General features: G+C 45.1%; 19 protein-coding genes. 9 read left to right on the forward strand and 10 right to left on the reverse strand.

Annotation, left to right across the window (positions count from 1 at the left end; translation table 11 throughout):
* Positions 1 to 47: 47 nt before the first annotated feature.
* The 10 genes from tssF to tssI all read right to left on the reverse strand — a co-directional run bounded on the left by tssF (position 48) and on the right by tssI (position 10,794).
* On the reverse strand, positions 48 to 1,799 hold the full coding sequence (gene tssF / locus MSG35_RS05970; RefSeq protein ID WP_248383352.1) for a type VI secretion system baseplate subunit TssF: 1,752 nt from the start codon (positions 1,797 to 1,799) through the stop codon (positions 48 to 50).
* Complete coding sequence (gene tssE, locus MSG35_RS05975) at positions 1,792 to 2,214, reverse strand: type VI secretion system baseplate subunit TssE (protein ID WP_048606902.1); 423 nt, start codon at positions 2,212 to 2,214, stop codon at positions 1,792 to 1,794. The genes tssF and tssE overlap by 8 nt, the downstream gene beginning before the upstream one ends.
* Positions 2,214 to 3,608 (reverse strand): type VI secretion system contractile sheath large subunit, encoded by a 1,395-nt coding sequence (locus MSG35_RS05980; RefSeq protein ID WP_050654078.1) that lies wholly within the window; start codon positions 3,606 to 3,608, stop codon positions 2,214 to 2,216. The genes tssE and MSG35_RS05980 overlap by 1 nt, the downstream gene beginning before the upstream one ends.
* 38 nt (positions 3,609 to 3,646) lie before the next feature.
* Entirely contained in the window at positions 3,647 to 5,125 is a 1,479-nt protein-coding gene (gene tssC / locus MSG35_RS05985) for a type VI secretion system contractile sheath large subunit (protein WP_048606898.1), read from the reverse strand.
* The gene (tssB, locus tag MSG35_RS05990; RefSeq protein ID WP_009846607.1) at positions 5,125 to 5,628 is read right to left on the reverse strand and encodes a type VI secretion system contractile sheath small subunit; all 504 of its coding nucleotides are present in this window, start codon (positions 5,626 to 5,628) and stop codon (positions 5,125 to 5,127) included. Before tssB ends, tssC begins: the two co-directional genes overlap by 1 nt.
* A gap of 19 nt (positions 5,629 to 5,647) precedes the next feature.
* On the reverse strand, positions 5,648 to 6,169 hold the full coding sequence (locus MSG35_RS05995; RefSeq protein ID WP_017110736.1) for a type VI secretion system tube protein Hcp: 522 nt from the start codon (positions 6,167 to 6,169) through the stop codon (positions 5,648 to 5,650).
* 32 nt (positions 6,170 to 6,201) lie between these two features.
* Positions 6,202 to 7,662 carry a type VI secretion system ImpA family N-terminal domain-containing protein gene (locus tag MSG35_RS06000; protein WP_248383353.1) on the reverse strand — a complete coding sequence of 487 codons (1,461 nt, stop codon included), beginning with the start codon at positions 7,660 to 7,662 and terminating at the stop codon, positions 6,202 to 6,204.
* A gap of 219 nt (positions 7,663 to 7,881) precedes the next feature.
* Positions 7,882 to 8,181 (reverse strand): PAAR domain-containing protein, encoded by a 300-nt coding sequence (locus tag MSG35_RS06005; RefSeq protein WP_017110734.1) that lies wholly within the window; start codon positions 8,179 to 8,181, stop codon positions 7,882 to 7,884.
* Between the two features lie 9 nt (positions 8,182 to 8,190).
* Positions 8,191 to 8,751, reverse strand: a complete 561-nt coding sequence (locus MSG35_RS06010) for a hypothetical protein (RefSeq protein ID WP_248383355.1) — start codon at positions 8,749 to 8,751, stop codon at positions 8,191 to 8,193.
* Between the two features lie 60 nt (positions 8,752 to 8,811).
* On the reverse strand, positions 8,812 to 10,794 hold the full coding sequence (gene tssI, locus MSG35_RS06015) for a type VI secretion system tip protein TssI/VgrG (RefSeq protein WP_050650595.1): 1,983 nt from the start codon (positions 10,792 to 10,794) through the stop codon (positions 8,812 to 8,814).
* Positions 10,795 to 11,166: 372 nt separating this feature from the next.
* On the opposite strand from tssI, the gene MSG35_RS06020 reads away from it, so the two are divergent.
* The 9 genes from MSG35_RS06020 to MSG35_RS06060 all read left to right on the forward strand — a co-directional run bounded on the left by MSG35_RS06020 (position 11,167) and on the right by MSG35_RS06060 (position 24,968).
* The gene (locus MSG35_RS06020; protein WP_248383356.1) at positions 11,167 to 14,340 is read left to right on the forward strand and encodes an HD domain-containing phosphohydrolase; all 3,174 of its coding nucleotides are present in this window, start codon (positions 11,167 to 11,169) and stop codon (positions 14,338 to 14,340) included.
* A 391-nt stretch (positions 14,341 to 14,731) separates the two neighbouring features.
* Entirely contained in the window at positions 14,732 to 15,451 is a 720-nt protein-coding gene (locus tag MSG35_RS06025; RefSeq protein ID WP_061039750.1) for a GntR family transcriptional regulator, read from the forward strand.
* 96 nt (positions 15,452 to 15,547) lie between these two features.
* Positions 15,548 to 16,444, forward strand: coding sequence for a methylisocitrate lyase (gene prpB, locus MSG35_RS06030; RefSeq protein WP_017100223.1), 897 nt, complete (start codon positions 15,548 to 15,550; stop codon positions 16,442 to 16,444).
* 146 nt (positions 16,445 to 16,590) lie between these two features.
* Positions 16,591 to 17,793, forward strand: a complete 1,203-nt coding sequence (gene prpC, locus MSG35_RS06035) for a 2-methylcitrate synthase (protein WP_248383358.1) — start codon at positions 16,591 to 16,593, stop codon at positions 17,791 to 17,793.
* A 100-nt stretch (positions 17,794 to 17,893) separates the two neighbouring features.
* A complete protein-coding gene (gene acnD / locus MSG35_RS06040) occupies positions 17,894 to 20,530 on the forward strand; it encodes a Fe/S-dependent 2-methylisocitrate dehydratase AcnD (RefSeq protein WP_248383360.1) in 2,637 nt (878 codons plus the stop codon).
* A gap of 9 nt (positions 20,531 to 20,539) precedes the next feature.
* Positions 20,540 to 21,712, forward strand: a complete 1,173-nt coding sequence (gene prpF, locus MSG35_RS06045; RefSeq protein WP_248383900.1) for a 2-methylaconitate cis-trans isomerase PrpF — start codon at positions 20,540 to 20,542, stop codon at positions 21,710 to 21,712.
* A 118-nt stretch (positions 21,713 to 21,830) separates the two neighbouring features.
* Positions 21,831 to 23,735 (forward strand): propionyl-CoA synthetase, encoded by a 1,905-nt coding sequence (locus MSG35_RS06050; RefSeq protein WP_248383362.1) that lies wholly within the window; start codon positions 21,831 to 21,833, stop codon positions 23,733 to 23,735.
* Positions 23,736 to 23,881: 146 nt separating this feature from the next.
* On the forward strand, positions 23,882 to 24,328 hold the full coding sequence (locus MSG35_RS06055) for a hypothetical protein (RefSeq protein ID WP_048616354.1): 447 nt from the start codon (positions 23,882 to 23,884) through the stop codon (positions 24,326 to 24,328).
* Positions 24,329 to 24,566: 238 nt separating this feature from the next.
* Positions 24,567 to 24,968: a glycine zipper domain-containing protein gene (locus MSG35_RS06060; protein WP_017063819.1), complete on the forward strand. Its 402-nt coding sequence runs from the start codon at positions 24,567 to 24,569 to the stop codon at positions 24,966 to 24,968.
* The last annotated feature ends 25 nt before the right edge of the window (positions 24,969 to 24,993 follow it).

Here is a 24,993-nt window from a genome sequence, read left to right on the forward strand (position 1 = left end):
TAAGCTCTGGTTGATTTCCGTTCGCAGGATTGCCGATATTCGCTGAGTTATAAACACAATTGACTGCCGTGAATCTTAGGATATTTTTTAACGACACCATCTCGACCGTAGATTCGTATCTTGAGTTGGATATATCGATCAAAGCTACAAAATTGTTGGAAGAAGCGATTCAGTACATCTGCAAACGCCAAGTAGGGTGAGGTTGCATCGAGTGTGAGTTCAATCTCTGTTCCTGGAGAGAATACGTTTTTGCCTAGAACGCGAATCGCAGACACCTGAGAGTTAAACGTGATCGAGTGAATCATCTGAATTTCAGCGCTAGATACTTGTTCTCGACTGCACAAACTCAACATATGCTTGAGGTCAGTAACCGGATTACTCGACTGCACCAGTGATGAAAAGTTGGTGTTCAGTAAGCTAATGAATTCCCAATGGATATTTTGGTCGACTTCCTTTGTTATGGGTGCCGAAGGAGGATAAATAGGCGAAAAATCGCCGGGTAAATCAATACTCTCCAGGCATTCCAAAGTACCGCTTACGCCACACGCTTGCTTGCCATTTGTACACAACAAGTGAGTACCAAGTAGCTTACTAAATTCAGCCTCTGGCGCTTCAGATAGCGAGATTGCAATGCTCATTTCACCAAAGTGATTGTGTTTACTTTGCCAGTAGTCATATTGCTGATTGTGGGTGTATTTCTCTTTAAAAAGAGGAACTAACGGTATTTCACCGTTAGGCGTGATTTCATACACCTTCTGAATTTCGATGATTTCAATATTGTTGTCGCTATGCGCGTCGGCATTCACAGGAACTGAAAGGGTTCTGTGATCGTACGGAATAGGTTCGCCTGTCTGCTCAAACAAGTTAATTGCTGGCATTACGTTTAACTTGAAAACATCTTTATTGAATAGGCGGATAAATTCGGATGGCAATGACGACATGAACAAGTTAATGATGATTTCTGACTCATCAAATTGGCTTGCGTAATCCGCAAAGTTCTTAAGCCTAAAGAACTGTCGCTTCTCTTTGAAAAAGAAAAACTCGTTAATCAGTTGGTAGCCCGTGAATTGATTACCATGCTTAGGTAAAAACTTAAACTCGAGATCGCTGATTCGATTTTTAAGCTGGTGGCTGTCAATGGTGACATGTCGAGCGCATTCGTTGTCTGAGATAGAAATCGCTAAGGTGTTATTGAGAAGAAGTTCGACTAGAGAGTCTGCATTGTTTTCAAACCCTTTGACGAAGAAGTCGAGGTCATTCAGTTCTAAATGGCTGAAATGTACTTCGGGGTCGCCAGTGTTCAATGAGATCTGCACGACCGCTGAGCTTTGATTAGCTGATTTGGGTCTATTGAAGCTAAACGGGGCGCTTAGCGCTTTGATGTTACCTAAGCTAAACGGCGCTATTTTGAGTTCATCAACCGTTCTAAATAGACATTCGTTTTTGGTGTTTGTACTTGAGAAAAGCGAACCCTTTGGCAAAGTACTCGATTCAATCGGGCCTTCTTCTGCGAGTAACTCAAGATAAGCAACGCTAGGGACGGTTTGTATATAAGAAGGATAGAGCACTCCTAGTATACCTTCGATGACTTCAGGTAACTGCTCTGATAGTTTCTTTTCTACCTTAGCATTCAATAGTGCGACGCCATCTAATAGACGAGCCATGCTAGGGTCTTCAATCTTCCCCTGATGAATATTGAGCTTCTCAGCGTGCGTCGGGTATTCCTGACCGAACTGACCTAATGAACGGCGCACAAATGCCAGTTCTTGCTCGAAGTAACGCATAATAGGTTCAGTCATAGTTATCTTCTTCTAATGAGGTGGTGAGGTCACTTAATGCGATTTTGGAGTCAAAGATAAGGTCTTGTTCGCCATGACTTGTCTTAACCTTGGCGATGATGTTGAACGATAGTGAGTTGTCACCCTCTTTGCGCTCTCCAAGCTCTACCGAGATGTCATGGAGTCGTGGCTCAAAGCTTTTTATCCACGTTTCAATACGTAGAGTCAGTTGTGTTTTTTCTAGAGTGGCACTCAGCAATTGAATATCTTCGATACCAAACTTTAAGTTCGAGCGGTTGACTTCTATCAGTCTGTTATCGATATCTGTCAATGATGCCTCTGCTTCAAGGAGCTTGGTGAGATGGAACTTGATGTCTTCAATCTCCGCGTCCTGATAGGGCTTTGAATCACTGATAAAGGTCTTCCAAAAGCTCATTACGCCACCTCATTTAGGTCGGTGGTCAGCACCACTTCACCACTGAAATAATCAAATTGGTATTGAGGAACAATGCGCAGAGTACAAGCGAAGCTGCCAGCTTGAGAACTCGATTCCGTCACGCTCACTTTGGCGAAGCTGAGTGGGTATTTGGATAAGGTTTCCTCATTAGCAAATGAAACGTTACTCGAGAACTTTTCAATCCAATGGGTCAAAAACAACTCACACTCGGTGGCGTTGTTGAAGCTGCCGATCATCTCTCTTACTTGAACTTTTAGGTAATGAGCAATTCGGCAAGACATCAGTGTGGTTTGAATCTGCGTGAGCACTTTGTCATTGTCGTTTTGCCCGCACTGCCAAATTGAGTTGTTACCATTGAAGTAAAACTTGTCGGTCAAAGGGCTCTTCGCTAATGGGATAAAGCCGCTTTGAGCGTAGAAGTTCGACAGTTGGCCGAACAAACTGATATCCGTCACCGGTTTCTGCAGATGGCTGTCGAAATAGTGATTGGTTGGTAGGTTAACGACGGCACCTTGCAGCTTGTCGTTCCAACGGGATTTTAGGAAGCCAAACCAGTTCACGCGGTGAAACTCTCGCATGATAGTGGTAGCCAGTACCATATTGGCTAATCCCCAAGCACCTTGACCTTGCTCGTTGTAAATGAAGCCAGCGCGTCGATTCTTGTATGCGTCTCTCAGGCGGATTTGTGGTAGCGCCATGCCAATAAAGCGAGAGCTCGGCTTACTGCGTAAATCCTGCCACGCTTTAAAGTCGGGGCCGGAAAGGATCTTGTTGATGCGTTCTATGTCTGATAACCAATCTGCACCGCTTTCACCAAAGAAGGTTGATACGGGAGAAAACAGCATAGGGCAGAGTGTTGCTTCGCCTAATTTTCCTAACAGCTCTACGGTAAACAGATCGTCGTAGTCGGCGTCAAAATCGATGTCCATAGAAATAGGGTGACTAAACGTGATGCAACCAAAAGGGTGGCCACCTAAGGTATTCAGTTCGTTATTGCCGATCTTGTTATACAAGTCGCTGGATTTGGTGGAATAGGCTTGATTGACGTCGCTAGAGATCTCCGCCCAGTTCATATCGAGCAGTTTTACATGCGCTCTTTGGTAACTGACGGGTAGGGAAACAAGTTGCTGAAGGCTTAACCAGTTGCGTTCCAGTTTTTGAAACTCTGGTTCATGGAGGACTTCATCAAGCTGTAAACTGAGTTTGGAATCGATTGTTGATATAAGTGTTGATATCAATGAAATTAGTGAGGATTTAGAGCTTAAGGAGTGTTTGTCTAGCTCAGATAACAGAGATAAAGCCTCTTTCATAAAGGTATTATCTGTGTCATCTAATTGATTGAATCTGTTTTGCCATTCTGTATTTAACTTCATACAAAATTTTTGGCCGGATTACTCCGGCCAAATCCATATTAGCCTGGAATCTTAGCAACCATTCGAACTGAGGTCGTCAGTTCTTCAAGTTGTAACCAAGGTCTTAGATGAGCGACAGCTGAGTATGCGCCTGGCTTACCCGGTTGCTCGACCACTTCAATGCGAGATTCACAAAGAGGGGTTTTTGCACGTTGCTCATTACCAATGGCACCCGCGTTGGTGTATTGGTCGATCCATAGTTGTAGCTCTCGCTTGATATCCGGAGCTTCAAGATTCGAGCCTAACTTGTCGCGACCCATTACTTTCAGGTAGTGGGCGATACGGCTACTTGCCATGATGTAAGGTAGGCGAGCTGAAATTGCCGCGTTTGCCGTTGCATCTGGGTCCGTGAAGGTTTTAGGTTTCTGAGTTGTTTGACCACCGATGAACACAGCGTAGTTAGAGCTTTTGTAGTGAACCAAAGGAAGGAAACCAAGGTCAGATAGCTCTTTCTCACGCTCATCAGTTAGGTTAACTTCTGTTGGACATTGCTGAAGTAGATCGCCCGCTTCAGACTTGTACGTTAGGTTTGGAAGGTTCTCGACCTTACCACCGTTATCCAGACCACGAATAGACGTACACCAACCTGAAGCCGTGTAAGCTTGAGTCATTTTAAGACCAAGATCATACGCTGCATTAGACCAAACTAATTGATCATTGCTGGTTGGCTTAGGATTACCATCCATATCAGTACCAAGCTCTTCATAAGCGAAGACATCCGTACTCAAACCTTTGTCACCATAAGGCAGGCGAGCAAGAGTTCGTGGCAGTGTTAGGGTTACGTAGCGAGCATCATCACTCTCACGGAATGAATTCCACGCAGCGTAAGCCGGAGAGTCGAAACCTGCAGCAACAGGCTTGCCTTCAGAGAATGTTTGGAAGTCATTAAACTCGAACATCTCAGCATTCGCAGCGGCAACGAATGGTGCGTGACACGCTGCAGCAACTTCACCCATGTAGCGAAGTAGAGCAACATCTTCATCTTTCGCGCTGAACTCGTAATCACCGATGAATGTGCCGTAAGGTTCACCACCCGCGGTACCAAACTCACCTTGGTAAACCGCATTGAATAACGGGCTACGGTCAATTGCTGGTGCATCTTCAAATTGATCAAGTAGCTCTTCTTGAGTGTAATCGACCATTTTGATCTTTAAATCACGGCCAAGTTCGCTCTCTTTAACAAGTTTTTGTAGGCCACGCCAAGAGCCTTCAAGCTTCTGTAAGTCTTTTTGTTGCATGACTTCAGATAACTGTTGAGATAGCTTTTTGTCTATCTCTGAGATTGCGTTTTCAATTGTTTTTGTAACGTTCTTATCCCACGTCACGGTGCCAGAAAGAGCTTGCTCTGTAAGTACAGAAAACAGTTCTTTTGTCGTGTCTGCAGGAGTTTGAGTGGTTGCTTCAATCGCACGGTCTAGGAAACTCAGTGAGCCTTCCGCTGCTTCCGGTTGCGCTTGATTCTCAGTTTCAGTACTCATTACTCAGCTCCTTCTTCTTTAATGCCAAGCTCATCAGAAAGAGCATTAATCGTATCTGCACTTTGTAGAACTTCTTTAAGCAGCTTTTCTAGATCGCGGGAACGATCAGCTTTAGAAAGAAGTACCTTCAGTTGATTACGGGTTTCGACGAGTTTTTTAAGCGGTTCAACCTGTTCAATAATTGCTTCAGGTTCGAAATCTTTCATCGAGTCAAACTTAAGGCTCGCTTCAAACTGGCTGTCATCACCGGCAAGTACATTGTCTACTTTTAGGGATAATTCAGGGCCAACACGCTTCATTACAGTGTCGAAGTTGTCTTTATCAACGTTATAGAAGGTACGATCTTCCACTTCTTCTTTGTCTTGCTTATGGCCAGAGTAGTCACCAATAACCCCAACAACAAAAGGGAGCTCTTTGGTTTCTACAGCGCCATTAGTCTCAACGTCATAGGTAATACTTACGCGGTTCTTACTTACGCGTTTATGTTGGGAATTTAGTGCCACGGTAACTCTCCTTGTTTAATTACTTAGCAGTTGAAGTAACTTTAGCTGTAGTAGCATCGAAGCCAACCTCAGGGCCTTTCTCGATCTTACCGCCGTCTGCTTCAATGTAGTAAGCCTTAGAAATTTCTGTGTAGGTTAGGCTGAAAGACTCGCTTGGAAGTGAACCGTCTGTGCCAGACATGTTGTAGCTAGACATACGAGCCATCTTAAGCGTTAGAATCAGATATGGATCAGCACCAGAACCTTCACGGTTTGGTTTTGTCATAACGATTTCAACAGTGCGACCTTCTGGACCCGGCGCATATAAGAAAGTGGTTAGATGAGGTGTTGCACCATCACAGCCACGAGTCATGTTGACTTCACCAAGAGCAACCATACCTTGGTCCGCATTGTTTGCATTACCTACATCGATACCAACACCACGTACTGCACTCCAAGAAACGCTATCAAGTGCAAAGAATCCATCTTTACCCCCGATCTTTTCTACCGTTGCTGCACCTTTTGGTGTCGTACCATCAATTCTCATAAAAATAGAAGCCATTACTTTCTCCTTGCTCAACGCATTAATGTGCTTTACCACTCAAAATCTTGCAGGCTGCTCGATGATGAGTTGGAAGTCGGTTCAGATGTTTGGTTTGTATCTGTCGTACTATTTGAACTATCAGGAACTGGCGATACTGCCGCTGGCTCTTCAATAGTCGGTGTTGCTACCGGAGTTCTCTCCGGAGCGGAAGTCATTACTGGAACGGACTTTCCGGACAAATCGGTTTTGTCTAGGTTGTCCATTCCTGTCATTTGATTGATTTGGGCGATGACACTTTCATTGCCAACCATTTCTTGGAGTAACTCTGGGAAGCTCATGTAGCCCCAACGAATTGAACGTTCGAGTAAGAATGCAATAGGGCTATGAGGCTCTGTTTCTTTAAAGTACTCTGCGATTTTTCTAATTTCTTGAAACGCATGATCGCGATTAACAATGCCGTTAATGCTCGAGACGTTTTGAACAATCGTTTGAGTCTGGTTTTGAGGGGCAAGGTTGCTTAGTGCTTGGATGTCACTAGCCACGCTTCCGTTACCTTGATTTACCGGATTACTTGACCCTGAATTTTGGCTTGTTTCAGTTGTTAGACTCGAGTCATTCTGGGGAGCACTAGCTTGCATAGGTGCCGAGTGTGTCGAATCGTCTTGTTGAGGTGCTTCTGTTGAATTTTGGATAACGTGGAAGTTGTCATCCAGAGGCCAAGGAGCGAATTTTTCTCCAACGAGGAAATGTATCGCTTTAATTAAGTCACGTACGTTTGTCTTAATGAAGTTGAAGCTGATTACGGTCGCACCAACAGCTTGGCACTTTTCAGCTAAGTTTTTCTCTGCAATCTCTAATTCACTAAAAATACTCGCTAGTAGATAGAGTGTTTCTGAAACACTTCCATCAAATGAGCTTAATGCTGATTCTTTTAGCTCTGCGATATTTCCTTTACGCTCTGCAGTGAGGTAATCACCAAAAGTAACGCCTGCGCAAAAATCAAGCATTTGAAAAGGAATATAAACGGAGCTTGAATCAACAGACTCACCAACGAGTTGAAGTAGGGGTTTAGTTTTAAATTCAGTGATTTCCTTCGCTTTTCCTGCATCGTCAGAAGCTTTGAGTTTAGCTTCCGGAAGCATAGGGTTTAGCGTATCCCAGAATTGGTCGATGAAAAGGTTTAAAGCCGGGATAGCATTAGCAAGGTTATGAAATGGTTGAGAAGTAAAAAGTTGGCTCGTGATGTACCAACCTAATATCTCTAAGTCTTTTGACTGTGAAGTCAGCGTTTCCTCTGAAATCTTTCTTAATTCAGCCCAGTTGTCTGTATTGGCATCGACGATAGCGGGATCAGACGATGCATCAGGCGTTTCAACCAACTGTCGAAATGAGGATTGAGCGCTATTGTAAACGTTTCTCAAACTGCGATAGGCACTTCGATCTAACTTCAAATAAGAGCCTGAAGGCTCTTCATCTGAGATTGGAGCAAGTAGGCGAGCGATTTCTGTCATATACGTCCTGTAAAAATCTATTGTTATCCTGATCGCACCAAAGTGTCATATTTGATACATAATCCTTATGTTTCGTAAATACTTGTTAACATTTATTAATTCTAGAGCTTTTTCGTGAAAAGTCTCATGCAAAATATATATTTACTCAAAACTTTGAACTTCATCTAAGAAAGTGGACCGATGTCACGGTTTTTTGAAACCCCATGAAAAGTAAGGTATTTAGCCTCCAATCATCACCGTTGGCATACCTAGAACAATCGTACCGCCGTGGCTGGTTGTATCTCCCATGCGTGCTGCTGGTTTACTCATTATGAGCACAGTGGCACTGCCTTTGATGATGCTATCTGGAGGCCCGACACATACGCACATGTCCCCAAGCGTCGCGGCTGGCATATTGCCAATGAGAACTGTTGGTACTCCGGGTCCACTGATTGGCCCACCTACGTGAGGGATCGGCGGAACAGCGGGTGTCTGCATTGGGCAAACGTGCATGTCAGTTAATCGTGCGGCTAACGTCATCAGTAACTCCTATGCCTTAATGCCTTTGGCAAGCTCAAGAGCAATACCAATAGATTTCTTATAGTACTCGTCGGTTTTATCCCAATTGGGCAGTGCTGCAGAGTGGTTTATCGCGCCTGCTACCGCTTTCGAATACAGAAAAGGATCTGGGAGTACATTGGGTAAATCAGGAGCCACAATGCTGCCAGAACCGTTCCAAAATACGGCTTGGGCTAACCAAGAAGGCCCGCAATTTAATTTGAGCTTATTAGAGAATAGTTCACTCTTGCGCCTTTGCTCTTCTGATGGATATTTGACCCACGCTTTAGCTGTGGAAATACATTGCTTTTGCATTGCAGACCAGACGTCATTTCTCGCATCGAGCGTGTGCGCGCCCCACCAAATGGCTTCTCGAACCGGTAGCCCGTGAGCCAGAAACTGAACCAAATCGAAATAGAGCTCGTTTTCCAACAACGCTCCAATGGAGTCATCAATATTGAGTTCTTCATCGATCAGCGCTTGAGCTTCATCAGAGCTTGAGAACCTATCGAGCAATTGTCGGCCTGTCTGATACGGAATTTTTTTATACATGTTTTCGTTCTACCTAAATTTGTACTGCGGCGTAGTTTAAGTGGTGGCGATTTGAACTCGCTAATTAACCTTAACAATCGCACCTTTTAACTCACCCATTACGCCACCATCGAAAGTGCCTTTTAGGCCGGATTTAAACTCGGCACTTAGTGAACCTTCAGCTGAGAGGGTGGTATCGGCTTTAATCGCGACACTGAGCCCTTTAATGCTGTTGGAGCTCGTTGCTTCTAGAGCCGTGGTAACGCCTGAAATCTTGTTTGCAGATGTAGCCTTGCTGGTCACGTTCATCCCTTCGAGATTGAGCGCACTGCTGGCTTTGATATCAATATTGCTAGCTTCGATACTGATTGAAGATGAAGACATAGTGATCTTACTTGAGCCAACGGTCAGCTCTATCTTGTCATCAGCTTCAAGTGAAATGGATTTGCCTTTCTCACTGATCGCTTTATCCGAGCTAAGCGTGTAGTTATCTTCTGTTGAAACGGTCACTTGCTTGGTGGTTTTCTGAATCAGCTCACCTTTGATCGTTTCAGTCAGATTGTTCTCGACTTCTTTGGTGAAATCTTTGGTCGCATGCATATACAACAGCTCATTATCTTTCTTGTCATCGAAATAGAGCTCATTCGCTAAGCCACTTAATTTGGTGCTAATGCCTGTTTTCGTGGCGTTCGCCTCTTTGTAAGGTAGCGGATTTTTACTGTTATAAACGCTTCCTGTGATAATCGGTTGGTCAGGGTCGCCATCAATGAAGCTGACTAATACCTCTTGTCCGACTCTCGGAATAAACTGAGCACCGTAACCGCTGCCTGCCATCATCTGAGCGACACGCACATAGCAACTTGTTTTGTCGCCAGAGGCTTCGGTATCCCAATGAAATTGAATGCGCACGCGGCCTTGATCGTCTTGATTGATTTCACCCGCCGTACTGCCTGCGACAATCGCACTTTGCAGACCGTGGATTTTGGCTTTGTCTCTCGGTGACGGGTAATTAGGAATCGACGTATCGAGTAGGGTAAGTTTGGTCTCACAGTGATTATCTGTGTTGTATCGAATGTGAAGTTCTGTGACCAGATAATCGCCGAGTTGAGACTTATCTAAATGGGAAGATAATGAGAACCAAGTGCCTAATTCAAATGAATCGTGTTGAGCTTCGGCTTCAACGGTTTGATAACTTTGTTCAAGCTGCTCTATTCGCCTTTTGACTAGGTTGCTAGCGAGATCTTCCATCCCACCAGTGATACCAAGGTTAGGGTAAAACTGCTTGGTCAATTTGGTATTGTTGGCGATCTTATGGCTGGATTTCTTCTCTTTACTACTCACCAATTTGGTTTGTGAGTAGTCGTAGTTGGTTAGCTCAATGCTAGCACCATGAAATTGCCCCTGTGGCATCCATTTGTTGATTAATGGATTGCTGCCTGATGGGACCTCAATCATGTCTAGCTTGCCAGCATCCGATTTTTGAAAGGGGCTTTGCGCATCTTGCAGCATCATTAGATGGTCGGAATCGCTGTGTTGGAAAAAGTAGTGAACGCCTTCTTCTGCAAGCAATCGGGTTACGAAATCAAAGTCGCTTTCATCGTATTGAACGCAATATTCGCGTTTAGACGAAGGCATGGTGCCCGTCTTATATGAGCCACTGAAGCCAGCTTGGGTCAATACGTCTGAAACGATGTCTTTCGTTGATTGGTTTTGATAAACGCGGAAAGAGTGGGTGTGCTTCAGTAACCAGAACCAAGGTCTTAGAGTGACGCGGTAACTAGAGTACTGCAGGTTACCGTCCATACCCAGTAATTGAACCTGGGTAACAATACCGTTGAATACTCGCGTAGCGGTCAAATTATCGGTGTCATTAACGAAGCGGGTGATAGAGAGCTTTTGCCCCAATTGATCATCGATGACAAAGTTTTTTGAGATGATGGTTAGTTCGATTTTAAAAGGCTTCGATAAGTACTCAGAAATAGCAAAATCGCTGACTGCATGCTCGTTGCTTTTAGAATCTTTTGCCACAATAGTGCTGGCAGAAGGGGAGAAATTATCCGTCATAGGCTCGCCTGATAATGCTCGAAGATGTTCTGACATAAGGTTATGTCAATACTAACGAACTGACTTAATGTTAAAATTTTATATCTAAATTTATAGCATAAAGTAAATAATATAATAAGCCTGACAATAAAGGCGTGAGGTGTTTCCATTTTATGAAAACTAATACCATTAAATTAATTATGGTAATTGGCAGCTGATTTATATTGTTAAATGTCATTTAAATACAATGATATTGCGACGTAGAAGGGGATATAGGGAGATCTTGAATAATATATAGAATAATGTGTTGCTAGAGATAGTATGCCGTAGTAATAATATAAATATTGCTAGCATGTTACATTTCTGGGCTAGTGGTTATTCAAGGATAGAATAATGGCAAACACAAAAATCTCGTTGCGGTTTACCGTTGGAGGGATGTTTTTACTTGCGACAGTGCTGACGGCGATCGTCGCGGTTTCACTTCAATACTACTTCAGTAAGAAAATGGCGACTGAGCATACCTTGTCGAAGTTGACCATGGTATCTCAGGATTTAAGCGACTATATCGGCAACGTCGATTCAGATGCGATAAATACCGCTCGCTTACTCTCTTCAGTGCATCGCTCTATTAGTCATCAAATCTCTCGCGAAGAGTCGCGTGGGATTCTCTCAGAAGCGATAAAAGATAACCCTCTTTTTTACAGTATTTATATAGGCTCTTCTAACGAACGCTTCTTCCAAATTATCAATCTGGAATCTTCTCCTTTTGTTAGAGAAAAAATTGGTGCCGATCGTTCAGACCGTTGGGTGGTGATCGAGATAAGCGACAGGGAAGCAGGTCGTATCCGCACGACTAAGTATTACGACCTTGAGTTTAACCTCAGAGACTCAAAGACTGAGCCAAGCAATTACTTTCCCACGACACGACCTTGGTATGTTTCCGCGAATACTGAGACAGTTGAAAAAACACAGCCTTATCTTTTCCAACACCTTCAGATCACGGGACAAACTTATTCCTTAGCTTTTGAATCAAAGGCCGTTGGTGACACGCAACATGTAATCGGCATTGATATCGTGTTGTCTTCGTTAGCGAGTAAGTTATCTGCGAGTGCGTTAGGTTTAGATGAAGACAGTCAGGTTGAGTCATTTCTGTACTCTAAATCGGGCAATATCATTGCGTCTAATCGAGACACTGAAGCGAAACATGCACTCCCTCAGACAAGTAAAATCGATTGGTCTGCTCAGCAACAAGCTGTCATTGAGAACACGCCTCCTTTGTTACTCTCTAACCAAAGCGATTGGGGGCCAATGGATTTTGCAGTATCCGGACAGCCACACGGTTATGCGATTGATCTTCTGAAAATGATCAGTGAAATGAGTGGCGTTAAATTCGAGTTTGTTAATGGCTTTTCGTGGGCAGAGCTAACGGGCAAGTTTCATGAGGGTAGCATCGATGGTTTGCACTCTATTCAGAATTACGAAAGCAACGGAGTAAAAGGCTTATATACGGATGCTATCTACGAGTTGCCTTTCTCTGTTGTAACACGAGAAAACGCACAAACCGTCTCAAACTACGGAGATCTCAGCGGCAAAAAGGTGGCGATTTTATCTGGGTGGTCGGTTATTCCTCAACTCAGAAAAGACTTCCCAAATATTGAGCTTGTTGAGTTTCCAAGTATGGAATTGGCATTTGATGCTGTTGATCGTGGTGAGAGCTTTGCAGTACTCGACGCTAAGCCTGTGTTGGAATTCTCTTTGGACAAATTTTTCCATGCAAGATTGAAAGTTAATGAAGTGCTGTTGGATCTCAAAGCTAATTACCCAAACCAATTCCACATTGTGTTGCAGAACAAACATCAGCAGCTATTACCAATCTTAAATCAAGCCATTCGCGCACTCACTGATGAACAGAAAGCAGTGTTGTCACAAAAATGGTTCAATCATCATGCTCTCAATACAGGCACAACCATTCCTTACACTGAACTCTATGAACGTACTGCGACGGCTACTACCGAAGGCGAAATGGTTAAGATTGTGCTCAATGGAGAACCTAAGCGTCTTTATCTGAAAAAGATTGAAACGGGCGAGCACTACTCTGAATATTTTGCCGTAGCGATACCGGAAGCGGAAATCTACAGCGCGGTAAACAAACGAGTTGCGACGTCTATTGGTGTGACGGTGCTTCTTATGAGTCTAACCTTGCCAGTGGCTTGGATCTTTGGTGCGCCTATTGTTCGACCGATCCGTCAACTGAAAGCTGAAACGCAAAAAATTAGGCAGCGTGATTACGACAATGTGTCTGTGCTTAATACGCGAATCAAAGAGGTGTGGGAACTGTCTGTGGCAGTGAAAGGCATGGCGGCGGAGATTAAACAGCATGAACAGACACAAGAGGCGTTTGTGGAGTCGTTTATCAAGCTTATCGCCCAAGCTATCGATGATAAATCCGCTTATACGGCAGGGCACTGTAATCGTGTACCAGAACTCGGCTTGATGTTGGCTGATGCAGTTGAGAAATCACAGTCCGATCATTTCAAAGATTTTGAGTTTAAAAATGATGATGAACGTCGTGAATTCAGAATTGCGGCTTGGCTTCACGATTGTGGCAAGATCACGATACCCGAACACATCGTCGATAAAGGTACGAAGCTAGAAGCGAACTACAACCGAATTCACGAGGTGAGAACTCGATTTGAAGTACTTTGGCGTGATGCGGAAATCACCGCTTTGAGAAAGCAACTTGAAGGTACGCTATCAACGCAGCAAATTGCAGATGAGTTTGCGACAACCAAACAACAGCTACAAGATGACTTTACTTTTATCGCGACATCGAACGTTGGTGGTGAATTCATGAGTGAAGACAAAGTCGCTCGTATTCACGCGATAGCTGAGACGACTTGGACGCGTAACTTTGATGATCAAGTTGGTTTATCACCGATAGAGGCGTTGAACCGAGAACCGAGTGCAAGTTTACCTGCGACAGAGCCACTGTTAAGTGATAAACCTGAACATATAGTGAAAAGAGATAGGCCGTTAGAGTTTGACCCGAAACATAAAATCAAAATGGATGTACCTGAGCACTTATATAACCTAGGCGAAGTCTACAATCTGAGTATTGCACGCGGCACGTTGACTGCTGAAGATAGGTTCAAGATAAACGAGCACATGCTTGCTACGATTAAGATGCTTGAGAACTTGCCATTCCCTAAAGAACTAAGCCGTGTTCCTCGCTATGCTTCGACGCACCATGAAACACTCAAAGGTACGGGATACCCAAGGAAACTGACTGGTGAGGACCTTTCAATTCCAGAACGTATTCTGGTGATATCGGATATCTTTGAGGCATTAACCGCTGCAGATAGGCCTTATAAGAAGGCGAAGCCAATCAGTGTTGCTGTCGACATCATGTACAAAATGGCATTAGACGAGCATCTCGATATCGAGCTGTTTAGATTGTTCTTAACCAGCGGTACTCACCTGCGTTATGCAGAAGAGTATCTGAAGCCGGAACAAATTGATTTCGTTGATATCAACAAATACCTAGAAGTTACTCGTCAGATAGCTTGATTAAAGGTTGGCTTGTTAGAACGGGTTCGATGAATGAAGGCGCACATGAGTGCGCCTTTTTTATATCTGTTTATCGGTGAGCAGGAGGATAGACACAAAGGGATCTGCGTTTGACAAGTTCGGCTATAAGTTGTCGACACATCGATTTCAAATAATTTTAGCGTAGGTATCGGCTTGGTGGTTGTTAGTCTGTTTGAAGCTATAAATAACAAGTAGTTAAGTTATACTTAGTGTCCTTTTGGGTGAGTTTTTATCGTCTATGAAAAATACTACCTTAGTCTAAATTGTCGACAATTAGCTTGATTGTCGACAATTTGATCGTGTATTTTATGTTCATGTTATGGAATTGTTGACAATTAAGGTTCAGCAATCAGAAGTGAGCAGAGTGAATATGAATACTGCGATAAAAGATCTCAGTTTAAGTGCAAACACGAAGACACGTGTGAGCGATAAAGAGAACACTAAATCAGAAAACCTCACTGAGTATCTCGTTGAGGCGATTGTTAGCGGCGAATTAGTTCCTGGTAGTAAGATTTCGGAGCCTGAACTGGCTAAACGCTTTGAGGTAAGTCGAGGTCCACTACGTGAAGCGATAATGCGTGTTGAAGGGCTTGGCTTGATTGAACGCATTCCTCATGTAGGGGCTCGAGTTATTACCTTTTCGGCAGACAAACTACTCGAGTTGTACGCGGTGCGAGAGGCATTGGAAGGCATGGCGGCTCGCTTAGCAGCGCGACATATCACACAAGAAGAGCTTGTCGGGCTTGAAGGGTTATTGTCGACACACTCAAAACACATCGATGAAGTCGAAGGTTCTTCTTACTTTCATCAACATGGGGATTTTGATTTTCATTACCGCATTATTAAAGCGAGTCGTAACAGCAAACTCATTTCGTTGTTGTGTGACGAGCTTTATCACTTATTACGCATGTATCGCTATCAATCGCCAAGAGCACAATCTCGACCAAAAGAGGCGCTCGACGAACACAAATACATCCTGCAAGCGATTCGTAACCGTGATGAAGAGCTGGCAGAAATGCTAATGCGAAGACACATCTCGGGAAGCCGATTGCTTATAGAACAACAAATTCAATCCAAAGATCTTGATTAACTGACGACTGGTATTTGCTAGCGGTTCTTCGCTGGCGAGAGCTAAACATCAGCAGTCATAAAGATTAGAAATTAACAATTAACAGGGAGCGTCATTATGAAGTTATCAGCAGGGGCTAAGTTCCGACAAGCTGTGCAAGACAACGACCCATTGCAGATCGTCGGCACGGTGAATCCGTATTGCGCGATGATGGCAAAGAACTTGGGGCATCAGGCGATCTATTTGTCTGGCGGAGGCATCGCCAATGCGTCTTACGGTTTGCCTGATTTGGGTATCACCACATTGAACGATGTGTTGGTCGATGTTGAACGTATTACCAACGCATGTGATCTGCCATTGCTGGTGGATATCGATACGGGTTTTGGTGGCGCATTTAATATTGCACGTACCATTCGAGCTATGGAAAAAGCGGGTGCAGCTGCGATTCATATGGAAGACCAAGTTGCGCAGAAACGCTGCGGTCATCGACCAAATAAAGCGATTGTTAGCCAACAAGAGATGGTCGACAGAGTAAAAGCAGCAACCGATGCAAGAACCGATGAGAGTTTTGTGATCATGGCTCGAACCGATGCATTGGCGGTTGAAGGCATTGATAGCGCGATTGAACGAGCGATTGCTTGTGTTGAAGCGGGCGCAGACATGATTTTCCCTGAGGCGATGAACCAGCTCGACCAATACGTGAAGTTCTCGGCGGCGCTGAAATCAGCAACAGGCAAGCATGTGCCTATCTTGGCCAACATCACCGAATTTGGACAAACACCACTCTACAACTGTAACGAGTTAGCCCAATCAAGTGTCGACATGGTGCTTTACCCATTGAGTGCATTCCGCGCGATGAACAAAGCTGCGGAGAATGTTTACAAACACTTGTTAGTTGAAGGTAATCAAGAAGCTCTATTGGATTCAATGCAAACCCGTAAAGAGCTATACGAACACCTGAATTACCACGACTACGAGAACAAGCTTGATCAGTTATTTTCAAGCGAAGAGTAAACCGGTTTCAATTAATCAAAAATCAACTTAATCCAATAACGTGAAATGGTTAGTCGCCATATCCAGTACCGATGATAAAGATCACCGGACACATAAACAGGCAGCACCAAAGAGTGCAGGCGACTAACACAGAAAAGGAGTTCACCATGTCTGTATCTTTGAGTGATAAAGCAGCTGTCGAAAAGGCTTCAATAGAAAACCAACAACAAAGCGAAAAGCCAGTCAGCACACCTGCAATCGGTGGTGCTGGTCTACGTGGCCAGAGTGCGGGAACCACAGCGCTATGTACGGTCGGAAAATCAGGAACTGGTTTAACCTACCGTGGTTATGATATTACCGATCTTGCTAATCATGCTCAGTTCGAAGAAGTGGCGCATCTACTACTGAGAGGTCATTTGCCCAGTGAAAAAGAGCTAGATGATTACAAAACACTGTTGGTTGGTTTGCGCGGCTTGCCTCAACCTTTGAAAGCAGCACTAGAGCTTATCCCTGCAGACGCTCATCCAATGGATGTGATGAGAACGGGTTGTTCAATGCTAGGTAATCTAGAGCAAGAGTCTGATTTTTCTGAGCAGCTTCCCGCGACTGAACGAATGCTTGCGCTTTTCCCTGCGATTATTTGTTACTGGTATCGCTTTGGCCATGATGGAGTGCGCATTGATACTGAAGATCAAAGTGAAGCGTGTCTGGGTGGCTACTTCTTGAAGATGCTAACGGATAAAGCACCGAGTGAACTTCACAAGAAGGTAATGCACTGCTCGCTAACTCTGTATGCGGAACATGAGTTTAATGCTTCGACTTTTGCAGCTCGTGTGTGTGCATCAACGCTGTCGGATATCCACTCTTGTGTCACCGCAGCGATTGGTACGTTGAGAGGTCCTTTACATGGTGGTGCGAATGAAGCGGCGATGGAAATGATCCAAGATTGGCAAACCGCCGATGAAGCAGAAACGAACATCATGCAGATGCTTGCTAATAAAGACAAAATAATGGGCTTCGGTCATGCCATTTATCGTGAAAGCGACCCACGAAATGCTCTAATCAAGCGTTGGTCAAAAGAGTTGGCTCAAGAGGTGGGAGATGAACAGCTTTACGCCGTTTCTGAGCGTGTTGAAGCGGTAATGAAGCGCGAGAAAGGGCTGTTTTGTAATGCTGACTTCTTCCACGCATCGGCATATCACTTCATGGACATCCCAACCAAATTGTTTACTCCTATCTTCGTGATGAGCCGCCTTACGGGTTGGACGGCACACGTATTCGAGCAAAGAGAAAACAATCGAATTATTCGTCCAAGTGCAGACTACACCGGGCCAGAGCATCAAGACTGGCTACCAATCCATTTACGTTAGTCCTCTATATCGAACCTACTTATATCTCGAGGTGACTTTGTCTTCATGTGATAAGACCTCGAGAACCAACGAATAGAATTTAACAGATAATGGTGGATGTATGTCTGATGTAAAACTTGAAAGAAACCAAGAGTTTGATGAAAACAAGTATCGAAAGGTTTTACCGGGAACGGGTTTAGAATATTTCGACGCTTGCGAAGCGGTAGAAGCGATATCTCCGGGCAGTTATAAAACCTTGCCTTATACGTCGAGAGTATTGGCAGAGCAATTGGTAAGACGCTGTGATCCTGAAACCCTTGAAGACAGCTTAAAACAGATCATTGAACGCAAGAGCGACTTAGATTTTCCTTGGTATCCTGCGCGCGTGGTGTGTCATGACATTCTTGGTCAAACAGCCTTGGTTGATTTGGCTGGATTAAGAGACGCGATTGCCGGCCAAGGCGGAGACCCTGCCAAGGTGAACCCCGTTGTCGAAACTCAATTGATTGTTGATCACTCTCTGGCAGTGGAACACGCAGGCTTTGATAGCGAAGCCTTTGATAAAAACCGCGCGATTGAAGAGCGCAGAAACGAAGACCGTTTTCATTTTATTGAATGGTGTAAAACCGCGTTTAAAAACGTGAGTGTGATTCCTGCAGGTAACGGGATTATGCACCAGATTAACTTGGAGAAAATGTCTCCGGTTATTCAATCTAAAGAAGGCATCGCTTTCCCTGATACCTGTGTTGGTACCGATAGCCATACACCGCACGTTGATGCTCTGGGCGTCATTGCGATTGGTGTGGGCGGCTTGGAAGCTGAAACTGTGATGCTTGGTCGTCCGTCGATGATGCGATTGCCTGATATTGTCGGCGTTAAGCTAACGGGTCAACGACAAGAAGGGATAACCGCAACGGATATTGTGCTTGCGATTACTGAGTTTCTTCGTAATCAGAGAGTGGTCTCAAGCTATTTGGAATTCTTCGGTGAAGGGGCTCGTGCACTGACTATTGGTGACCGCGCAACCATCTCCAACATGACGCCAGAGTATGGCGCAACAGCCGGTATGTTTTACATCGATGAACAGACCATTCAATACCTCATGCTGACAGGGCGAGAGCCGGAGCAGGTTGAATTAGTTGAACGCTACGCCAAGCAAACCGGGCTATGGGCTGACGATCTAGACTCTGCTCAATACGAACGTGTATTAGAGTTTGATCTGTCGAAGGTTGAGCGCAATCTAGCAGGGCCATCCAATCCACATCGTCGTTTGCCAACCAGAGAGCTGGCTGAACAAGGCATCAGTCAAGCATCTTGGAGAGAGCAGCATGCTAAGCAGTACAGCGATGATCAGATGCCCGATGGTGCCGTAATCATTGCGGCAATTACTTCTTGTACCAACACCAGCAACCCAAGAAACGTGGTCGCCGCAGCATTAGTGGCTAAGAAAGCCAATCAACTTGGATTAGTTCGTAAGCCGTGGGTGAAAACATCATTTGCGCCGGGTTCTAAAGTTGCCAAGCTCTATCTCGAGTCGGCAGGTTTGCTACCTGAGCTGGAAAAGCTAGGCTTCGGTATCGTCGGTTATGCGTGTACTACCTGTAATGGTATGAGCGGGGCCCTAGATCCTGCAATCCAACAAGAGATCATCGACCGCGACCTGTATTCAACCGCTGTGTTGTCGGGGAATCGAAACTTCGATGGTCGAATCCATCCCTATGCAAAACAAGCGTTTTTGGCCTCACCTCCATTGGTGGTTGCTTACGCCTTAGCTGGCACGATTCGCTTTGATATCGAGAAAGACAGCTTAGGCACTGACAACAAGGGTAAGTCAATCTACTTGAGCGATTTATGGCCGAGTGATGCTGAGATCGATGCGGTTGTTGGTGAGCATGTTAAACCTCAGCAATTCCAACAAATCTACGTGAAAATGTTCCAGCCAGATGAGGATCAGGTAACGACTGAACCGCTTTATGACTGGCGACCTCAAAGTACCTATATTCGCAGACCACCTTATTGGGAGGGGGCTTTGGCGGGAGAACGAAGCTTATCTGGTATGAGACCTTTGGCTATTCTAGGTGACAACATCACCACAGATCACTTATCCCCTTCAAATGCGATTCTCGCTTCGAGCGCAGCGGGGGAATACCTCACCAAAATGGAAGTGCCGGAAGAGGACTTTAACTCTTACGCGACCCATCGAGGTGATCACTTAACCGCGCAACGAGCAACATTCGCCAACCCTAAGCTGTATAACGAAATGGTGAAGGACGCTGGAGAAGTCGTGCAAGGTTCACTAGCAAGAGTTGAACCCGAAGGTCAAGTTACGCGAATGTGGGAAGCGATAGAAACCTACATGAACCGTAAACAGCCTTTGATTGTCGTGGCGGGTGCGGATTATGGACAAGGTTCATCACGTGACTGGGCTGCCAAAGGTGTGCGTTTAGCGGGTGTTGAAGTGATTGTGGCTGAAGGATTTGAACGAATTCACAGAACCAACTTGGTTGGCATGGGCGTGCTGCCTTTGCAATTCAAAGCGGGGACCAATCGCAACACCTTAGAACTGGACGGCACCGAGCTTTACGACGTGTACGGCGACATTGAAGCAGGGTCTGATTTGGCTCTAGTCATCACTCGTAAAAACGGTGAAAAGCTGGATGTTCCTGTGATCTGCCGACTAGACACGGCAGACGAAGTGAATGTGTACAGCGCTGGTGGCGTATTGCAACGTTTCGCTAAAGACTTTCTCGCACAGTAGGAGCTTATGATGACAAATAAACAGATAAAAGTACCTGCTACCTACATGCGGGGCGGAACAAGCAAAGGCGTTTTCTTCAACTTAAGTGACTTACCTGAAGCTGCGCAAGTTGCCGGAGAAGCTCGAGACGCATTACTTCTGCGCGTGATTGGTAGTCCAGATCCTTATGGCAAACAAACCGATGGCATGGGTGGTGCAACATCCAGTACCAGTAAAACCGTTATTGTTTCGAAAAGCAGTAAAGCCGATCACGATGTTGATTACCTATTCGGCCAAGTAGCAATAGACAAGCCGTTCGTTGATTGGAGCGGTAACTGCGGCAATCTGTCTGCTGCAGTGGGCCCATTTGCTATTCATAGTGGCCTAGTCGACTCGAATCGTATTCCAGAAAACGGTGTGGTCGAGGTGCGAGTATGGCAAGTGAACATAGAGAAAACCATTATTGTTCATGTACCTATCGCTGGTGGTGAAGTCCAAGAACTGGGTGATTTTGAACTCGACGGTGTGACTTTCCCCGCCGCTGAGATCCAAGTTGATTTTCTAGACCCCGCCGATGCGAGTGGCTCTATGTTCCCAACAGGGAATGTTGTCGATTTTTTAGATGTTCCCGATCTGGGTTGCATCAAAGCGACATACATTAATGCTGGGATACCGACCATTTTTGTTGATGCTGAATCGGTTGGTTACCAAGGCACTGAACTTCAGCCAGATATCAATAGTGATACCAAAGCCTTGGCTCTGTTTGAATCCATACGAGCACATGGTGCAGTAGCGATGGGTCTTATCGATTCTTTAGAACAAGCTGAATCACGTCAACATACACCTAAAGTCGCGTTTGTTGCTAAGCCTCAAGCGTACCAAGCCTCTAGTGGTAAATCGGTTGCTGTCGAAGATACTGACCTTCTGGTGCGTGCTTTGTCTATGGGACAACTGCATCACGCTATGATGGGTACGGCAGCGGTCGCCATTGCTTCAGCGGCGAGTGTGCCAGGTACGTTAGTGAACTTGGCAGTCGGTGAGGGTTCCCGAGATTTTGTTACCTTTGGTCATCCATCAGGAACCTTAAAAGTGGGTGCTAAAGCTATTCAGACGGAAAGCGGGTGGAAAATAGAACGGGCAATTATGAGTCGTAGTGCCCGAGTGATCATGGAAGGTGCCATTCGAGTGCCTTTTCCTAAGTAAAGCGATTGTCGTGAACGGTTAAATGTTCACGAGCACAACGCTGAGAAAAGAGTGCAATCAAGTGCTACTGCCAAAAGCTAGGCGCTTGGACTAATGGATAAATCATGGAGGAGGCACTATGTCTGCTACGAATCGAATGAACAGAAAAACAGACTATATCACCGAGTATCAATGGGCTAGGGAAGACCCCAATTCGTTCTGGGAAACACAAGCACAAGCGATAGATTGGTTTGAACCACCAAAAACGATATTACAAACTGACGATAACGGTATTGAACGTTGGTTTCCTGATGGGGTGATGAACACCTGCTGGCTCGCGCTGGATTACCATTGTGAAAATGGGCGAGGTGGCAATACCGCGCTGATTTACGACTCTCCAGTTACAGGAACTCAATCCTCGTACACTTACAATCAATTGCGTGACCAAGTGGCTAAAGTCGCAGGCATGTTGGCAACACAGGGCGTGACCAAAGGCGATCGTGTGGTGATTTATATGCCAATGATTCCCGAAGCTGCTATGGCCATGCTGGCTTGCGCTCGACTAGGCGCGGTGCATTCGGTGGTGTTTGGTGGTTTTGCTCCTCATGAGCTTGCCGTTCGAATTGAAGATGCCGAGCCGAAAGTGTTGATTACTGCCTCCTGTGGTGTCGAGATAAATAAAGTCCTGCCATATAAGCCGATGGTCGACAGGGCGATCATGGACAGCCGCTGGAAGCCTGAGAAAGTGGTGGTATTCCAAAGAGAGCAGTCTCTAGCCGAATTGAACAATGAACGCGATGTACTTTGGCAACAAGCGGTTGAGGATGCTTTGCCTCACGTATGTGTGCCTGTTCTAGCGACTGACCCACTATATATATTGTATACATCAGGGACGACGGGTAAGCCAAAAGGCGTGGTTCGTGACAATGGTGGTCACGCGGTCGCGATGAAATACTCGATGAGCACTATTTACGATATGCCGCAAGATGGTGTGTTTTGGGCAGCTTCTGATGTCGGCTGGGTAGTGGGGCATTCCTACATTGTGTATGCGCCATTGATTCATGGCTGTACGACCATTTTGTTTGAAGGCAAGCCAGTACGAACGCCAGATCCCGGGGCATTCTGGCGTGTGTGTGAAGAGTACAACGTCGATGTATTGTTTTCTGCGCCAACCGCGTTTAGAGCAATTAAGAAAGAAGATCCTGAAGGCGAGTTGCTCACCAAGTATGACTTATCATCGCTCAAGTCGATTTTCATGGCTGGCGAGCGCTTGGACCCGCCAACATTGGATTGGGTCGAATCTCATACCAATAAACCGGTTATCGACCACTGGTGGCAAACCGAAACGGGTTGGGCTATTTCTGCCAATCCAACAGGGCTTGAATCTTTGCCTGTAAAAGCGGGTTCTTCAACCAAGCCAGTACCCGGTTACCAAGTGGAGATCCTCAATGAACTCGGTGAAGTAGCTCAGCCTAATCAACAAGGTTTTGTGGCTCTTAAACGCCCGTTGCCACCCGGTTGTCTACCAACAGTTTGGCGTAATCATGATCGATTTGAATCTGGCTATCTGAGCCAATTCCCAGGCTATTACGTTTCGGGTGATGGCGGCTATCTCGATGAAGATGGGTATCTATTTATCATGGGTCGTATTGATGATGTGATAAATGTAGCGGGGCATCGTCTGTCGACGGGAGAAATGGAAGAGATCGTGGGTGGTCACCCAGCCATTGCAGAATGTGCGGTAGTCGGTATTCACGATGACTTAAAAGGGCAGCTACCTCTTGGTTTAGTTGTGCTGAAAGATGGCGTAAAAGTCGATGGCATTGAGTTGCAAAGGGAGTTGGTTGGCAAGGTTCGTAATGAGATTGGCGCGGTCGCTTGTTTTAAGCAAGCCTTGGTTGTAAAGAGACTACCTAAGACACGCTCAGGCAAAATTTTACGCAGAACCATCCGGCAGATCGCAGAAGGTGAACAATATGTGGTGCCTTCGACGATTGACGATCCTACCAGCTTAACGGAAATTGCTGAAAAGCTCGGTAAATAAGTTTTTTGCTTAGGTAATCTGATCTTCGGCTTGTTGATCTATACATAAGCCAGCGTGATGGTTTACCTAAACTCTACTTTATTCATCCGCTTATCCATTGCGTTTACTATGACCTCATTATGAATCCCACATATTGAGGTCTTTTTATGCGAGCTTACTTTTTGTTGATTGCTTTATTGGTCAGTGGTGCTGCTAGTGCCAGTATTTCAAAGGATGAAGCGAGTAGAGCGTTGTTAGAACCTTTGAGTCATCCCAAGGTATTTAAATGTGTGTCCAAGACTGGCGTCGATCTCTATCAAGCGGTTTTTGATATTGGTGTGGGATATGAAGCCGACCCGATCAACTCGAAGATGATCGTTAATTCAAGGAAAGGCCGCTACGAATATCAAATCTTAGGCGCGGTAAGGTCTGAAAGAGCCGGTGAAATTGTCGTGTTGACTCGTCATGTGGGAGACGGTGTTAAAGTTGCCGCGATGATTGATGACGAAAATGGCAAGATACTGGGGATAGGCGATAAAAATCATTATCGAGATTGCGGTGTTAGACCACCACCTAGCGCAGCAAACATGCAAAACTTTTGGTCTAAAGGCTAAGAGAGATATGTGAAAGACAAGAATTATTGAGAAAGCTCGATTGAGGCGACCTTATTGGTCGCCTTTTTTGTTGGTGAGGATAAAGCGAGCTCAAAGCTATATATCATTAATCAGTTATGTGATGGCTGAATAATACATAGCTGAACATGATGTATCGTCTAAACGTGGCTTTATTTATCTCATTAACGGTTCTGCTTAAGATGGCTCTACTCCAAACGAAGAACTAAGCGAGACTCCTATGAAATTCACTAAACCTTTTCTTTTAGCGACACTGATTGTGACTCTTTCTGGTTGCGCATCACCAGCAATGGATAACGAAAATGAGAATGCTGCACGTAATCGTGGTGCTGTGGGTGGTGCTTTATTAGGAGCGACAGCAGGCGCTCTAACTGGAGATGCGAGCTTAGCCGCGAAGGGTGCTGCATTGGGTGGTGTGACCGGTGGTGTTGCTGGTTCAATGAAAGATACGGATGATGCAAGAAACGCACAACGAACCCAAGTCACTGCTGATGGTCTGGCGCAAGACAATCGCACTGATGCAGAAAAGCGAGTTGCTGAAGTAGAGGCTGAAATTAAGCTTATTGAACTAGAACAACAGCTTGCTGAACTCAAAGAAGAGAAAGAGGACAACGGTGCATAAAGCTACCGCTACAGCAAAAGCTACA

It is taken from the genome of Vibrio sp. 1CM23M (assembly GCF_023161755.1).
Classification (GTDB): domain Bacteria; phylum Pseudomonadota; class Gammaproteobacteria; order Enterobacterales; family Vibrionaceae; genus Vibrio; species Vibrio coralliirubri.

Excerpts from the sequence above, each read along its gene's own strand:
- MSG35_RS06055 (WP_048616354.1), top strand. The coding sequence starts at position 23,882 with ATGCGAGCTTACTTTTTGTTGATTGCTTTATTGGTCAGTGGTGCTGCT.
- MSG35_RS06060 (WP_017063819.1), top strand. The coding sequence starts at position 24,567 with ATGAAATTCACTAAACCTTTTCTTTTAGCGACACTGATTGTGACTCTT.
- tssC (WP_048606898.1), bottom strand. The coding sequence starts at position 5,125 with ATGAGTACTGAAACTGAGAATCAAGCGCAACCGGAAGCAGCGGAAGGC.
- tssE (WP_048606902.1), bottom strand. The coding sequence starts at position 2,214 with ATGAGCTTTTGGAAGACCTTTATCAGTGATTCAAAGCCCTATCAGGAC.
- prpF (WP_248383900.1), top strand. The coding sequence starts at position 20,540 with ATGACAAATAAACAGATAAAAGTACCTGCTACCTACATGCGGGGCGGA.
- MSG35_RS06000 (WP_248383353.1), bottom strand. The coding sequence starts at position 7,662 with ATGACAGAAATCGCTCGCCTACTTGCTCCAATCTCAGATGAAGAGCCT.
- acnD (WP_248383360.1), top strand. The coding sequence starts at position 17,894 with ATGTCTGATGTAAAACTTGAAAGAAACCAAGAGTTTGATGAAAACAAG.
- prpB (WP_017100223.1), top strand. The coding sequence starts at position 15,548 with ATGAAGTTATCAGCAGGGGCTAAGTTCCGACAAGCTGTGCAAGACAAC.
- tssI (WP_050650595.1), bottom strand. The coding sequence starts at position 10,794 with ATGACGGATAATTTCTCCCCTTCTGCCAGCACTATTGTGGCAAAAGAT.
- MSG35_RS06005 (WP_017110734.1), bottom strand. The coding sequence starts at position 8,181 with ATGACGTTAGCCGCACGATTAACTGACATGCACGTTTGCCCAATGCAG.
- MSG35_RS06020 (WP_248383356.1), top strand. The coding sequence starts at position 11,167 with ATGGCAAACACAAAAATCTCGTTGCGGTTTACCGTTGGAGGGATGTTT.
- prpC (WP_248383358.1), top strand. The coding sequence starts at position 16,591 with ATGTCTGTATCTTTGAGTGATAAAGCAGCTGTCGAAAAGGCTTCAATA.
- MSG35_RS05980 (WP_050654078.1), bottom strand. The coding sequence starts at position 3,608 with ATGAAGTTAAATACAGAATGGCAAAACAGATTCAATCAATTAGATGAC.
- MSG35_RS06010 (WP_248383355.1), bottom strand. The coding sequence starts at position 8,751 with ATGTATAAAAAAATTCCGTATCAGACAGGCCGACAATTGCTCGATAGG.
- MSG35_RS06025 (WP_061039750.1), top strand. The coding sequence starts at position 14,732 with ATGAATACTGCGATAAAAGATCTCAGTTTAAGTGCAAACACGAAGACA.
- tssF (WP_248383352.1), bottom strand. The coding sequence starts at position 1,799 with ATGACTGAACCTATTATGCGTTACTTCGAGCAAGAACTGGCATTTGTG.
- MSG35_RS06050 (WP_248383362.1), top strand. The coding sequence starts at position 21,831 with ATGTCTGCTACGAATCGAATGAACAGAAAAACAGACTATATCACCGAG.
- MSG35_RS05995 (WP_017110736.1), bottom strand. The coding sequence starts at position 6,169 with ATGGCTTCTATTTTTATGAGAATTGATGGTACGACACCAAAAGGTGCA.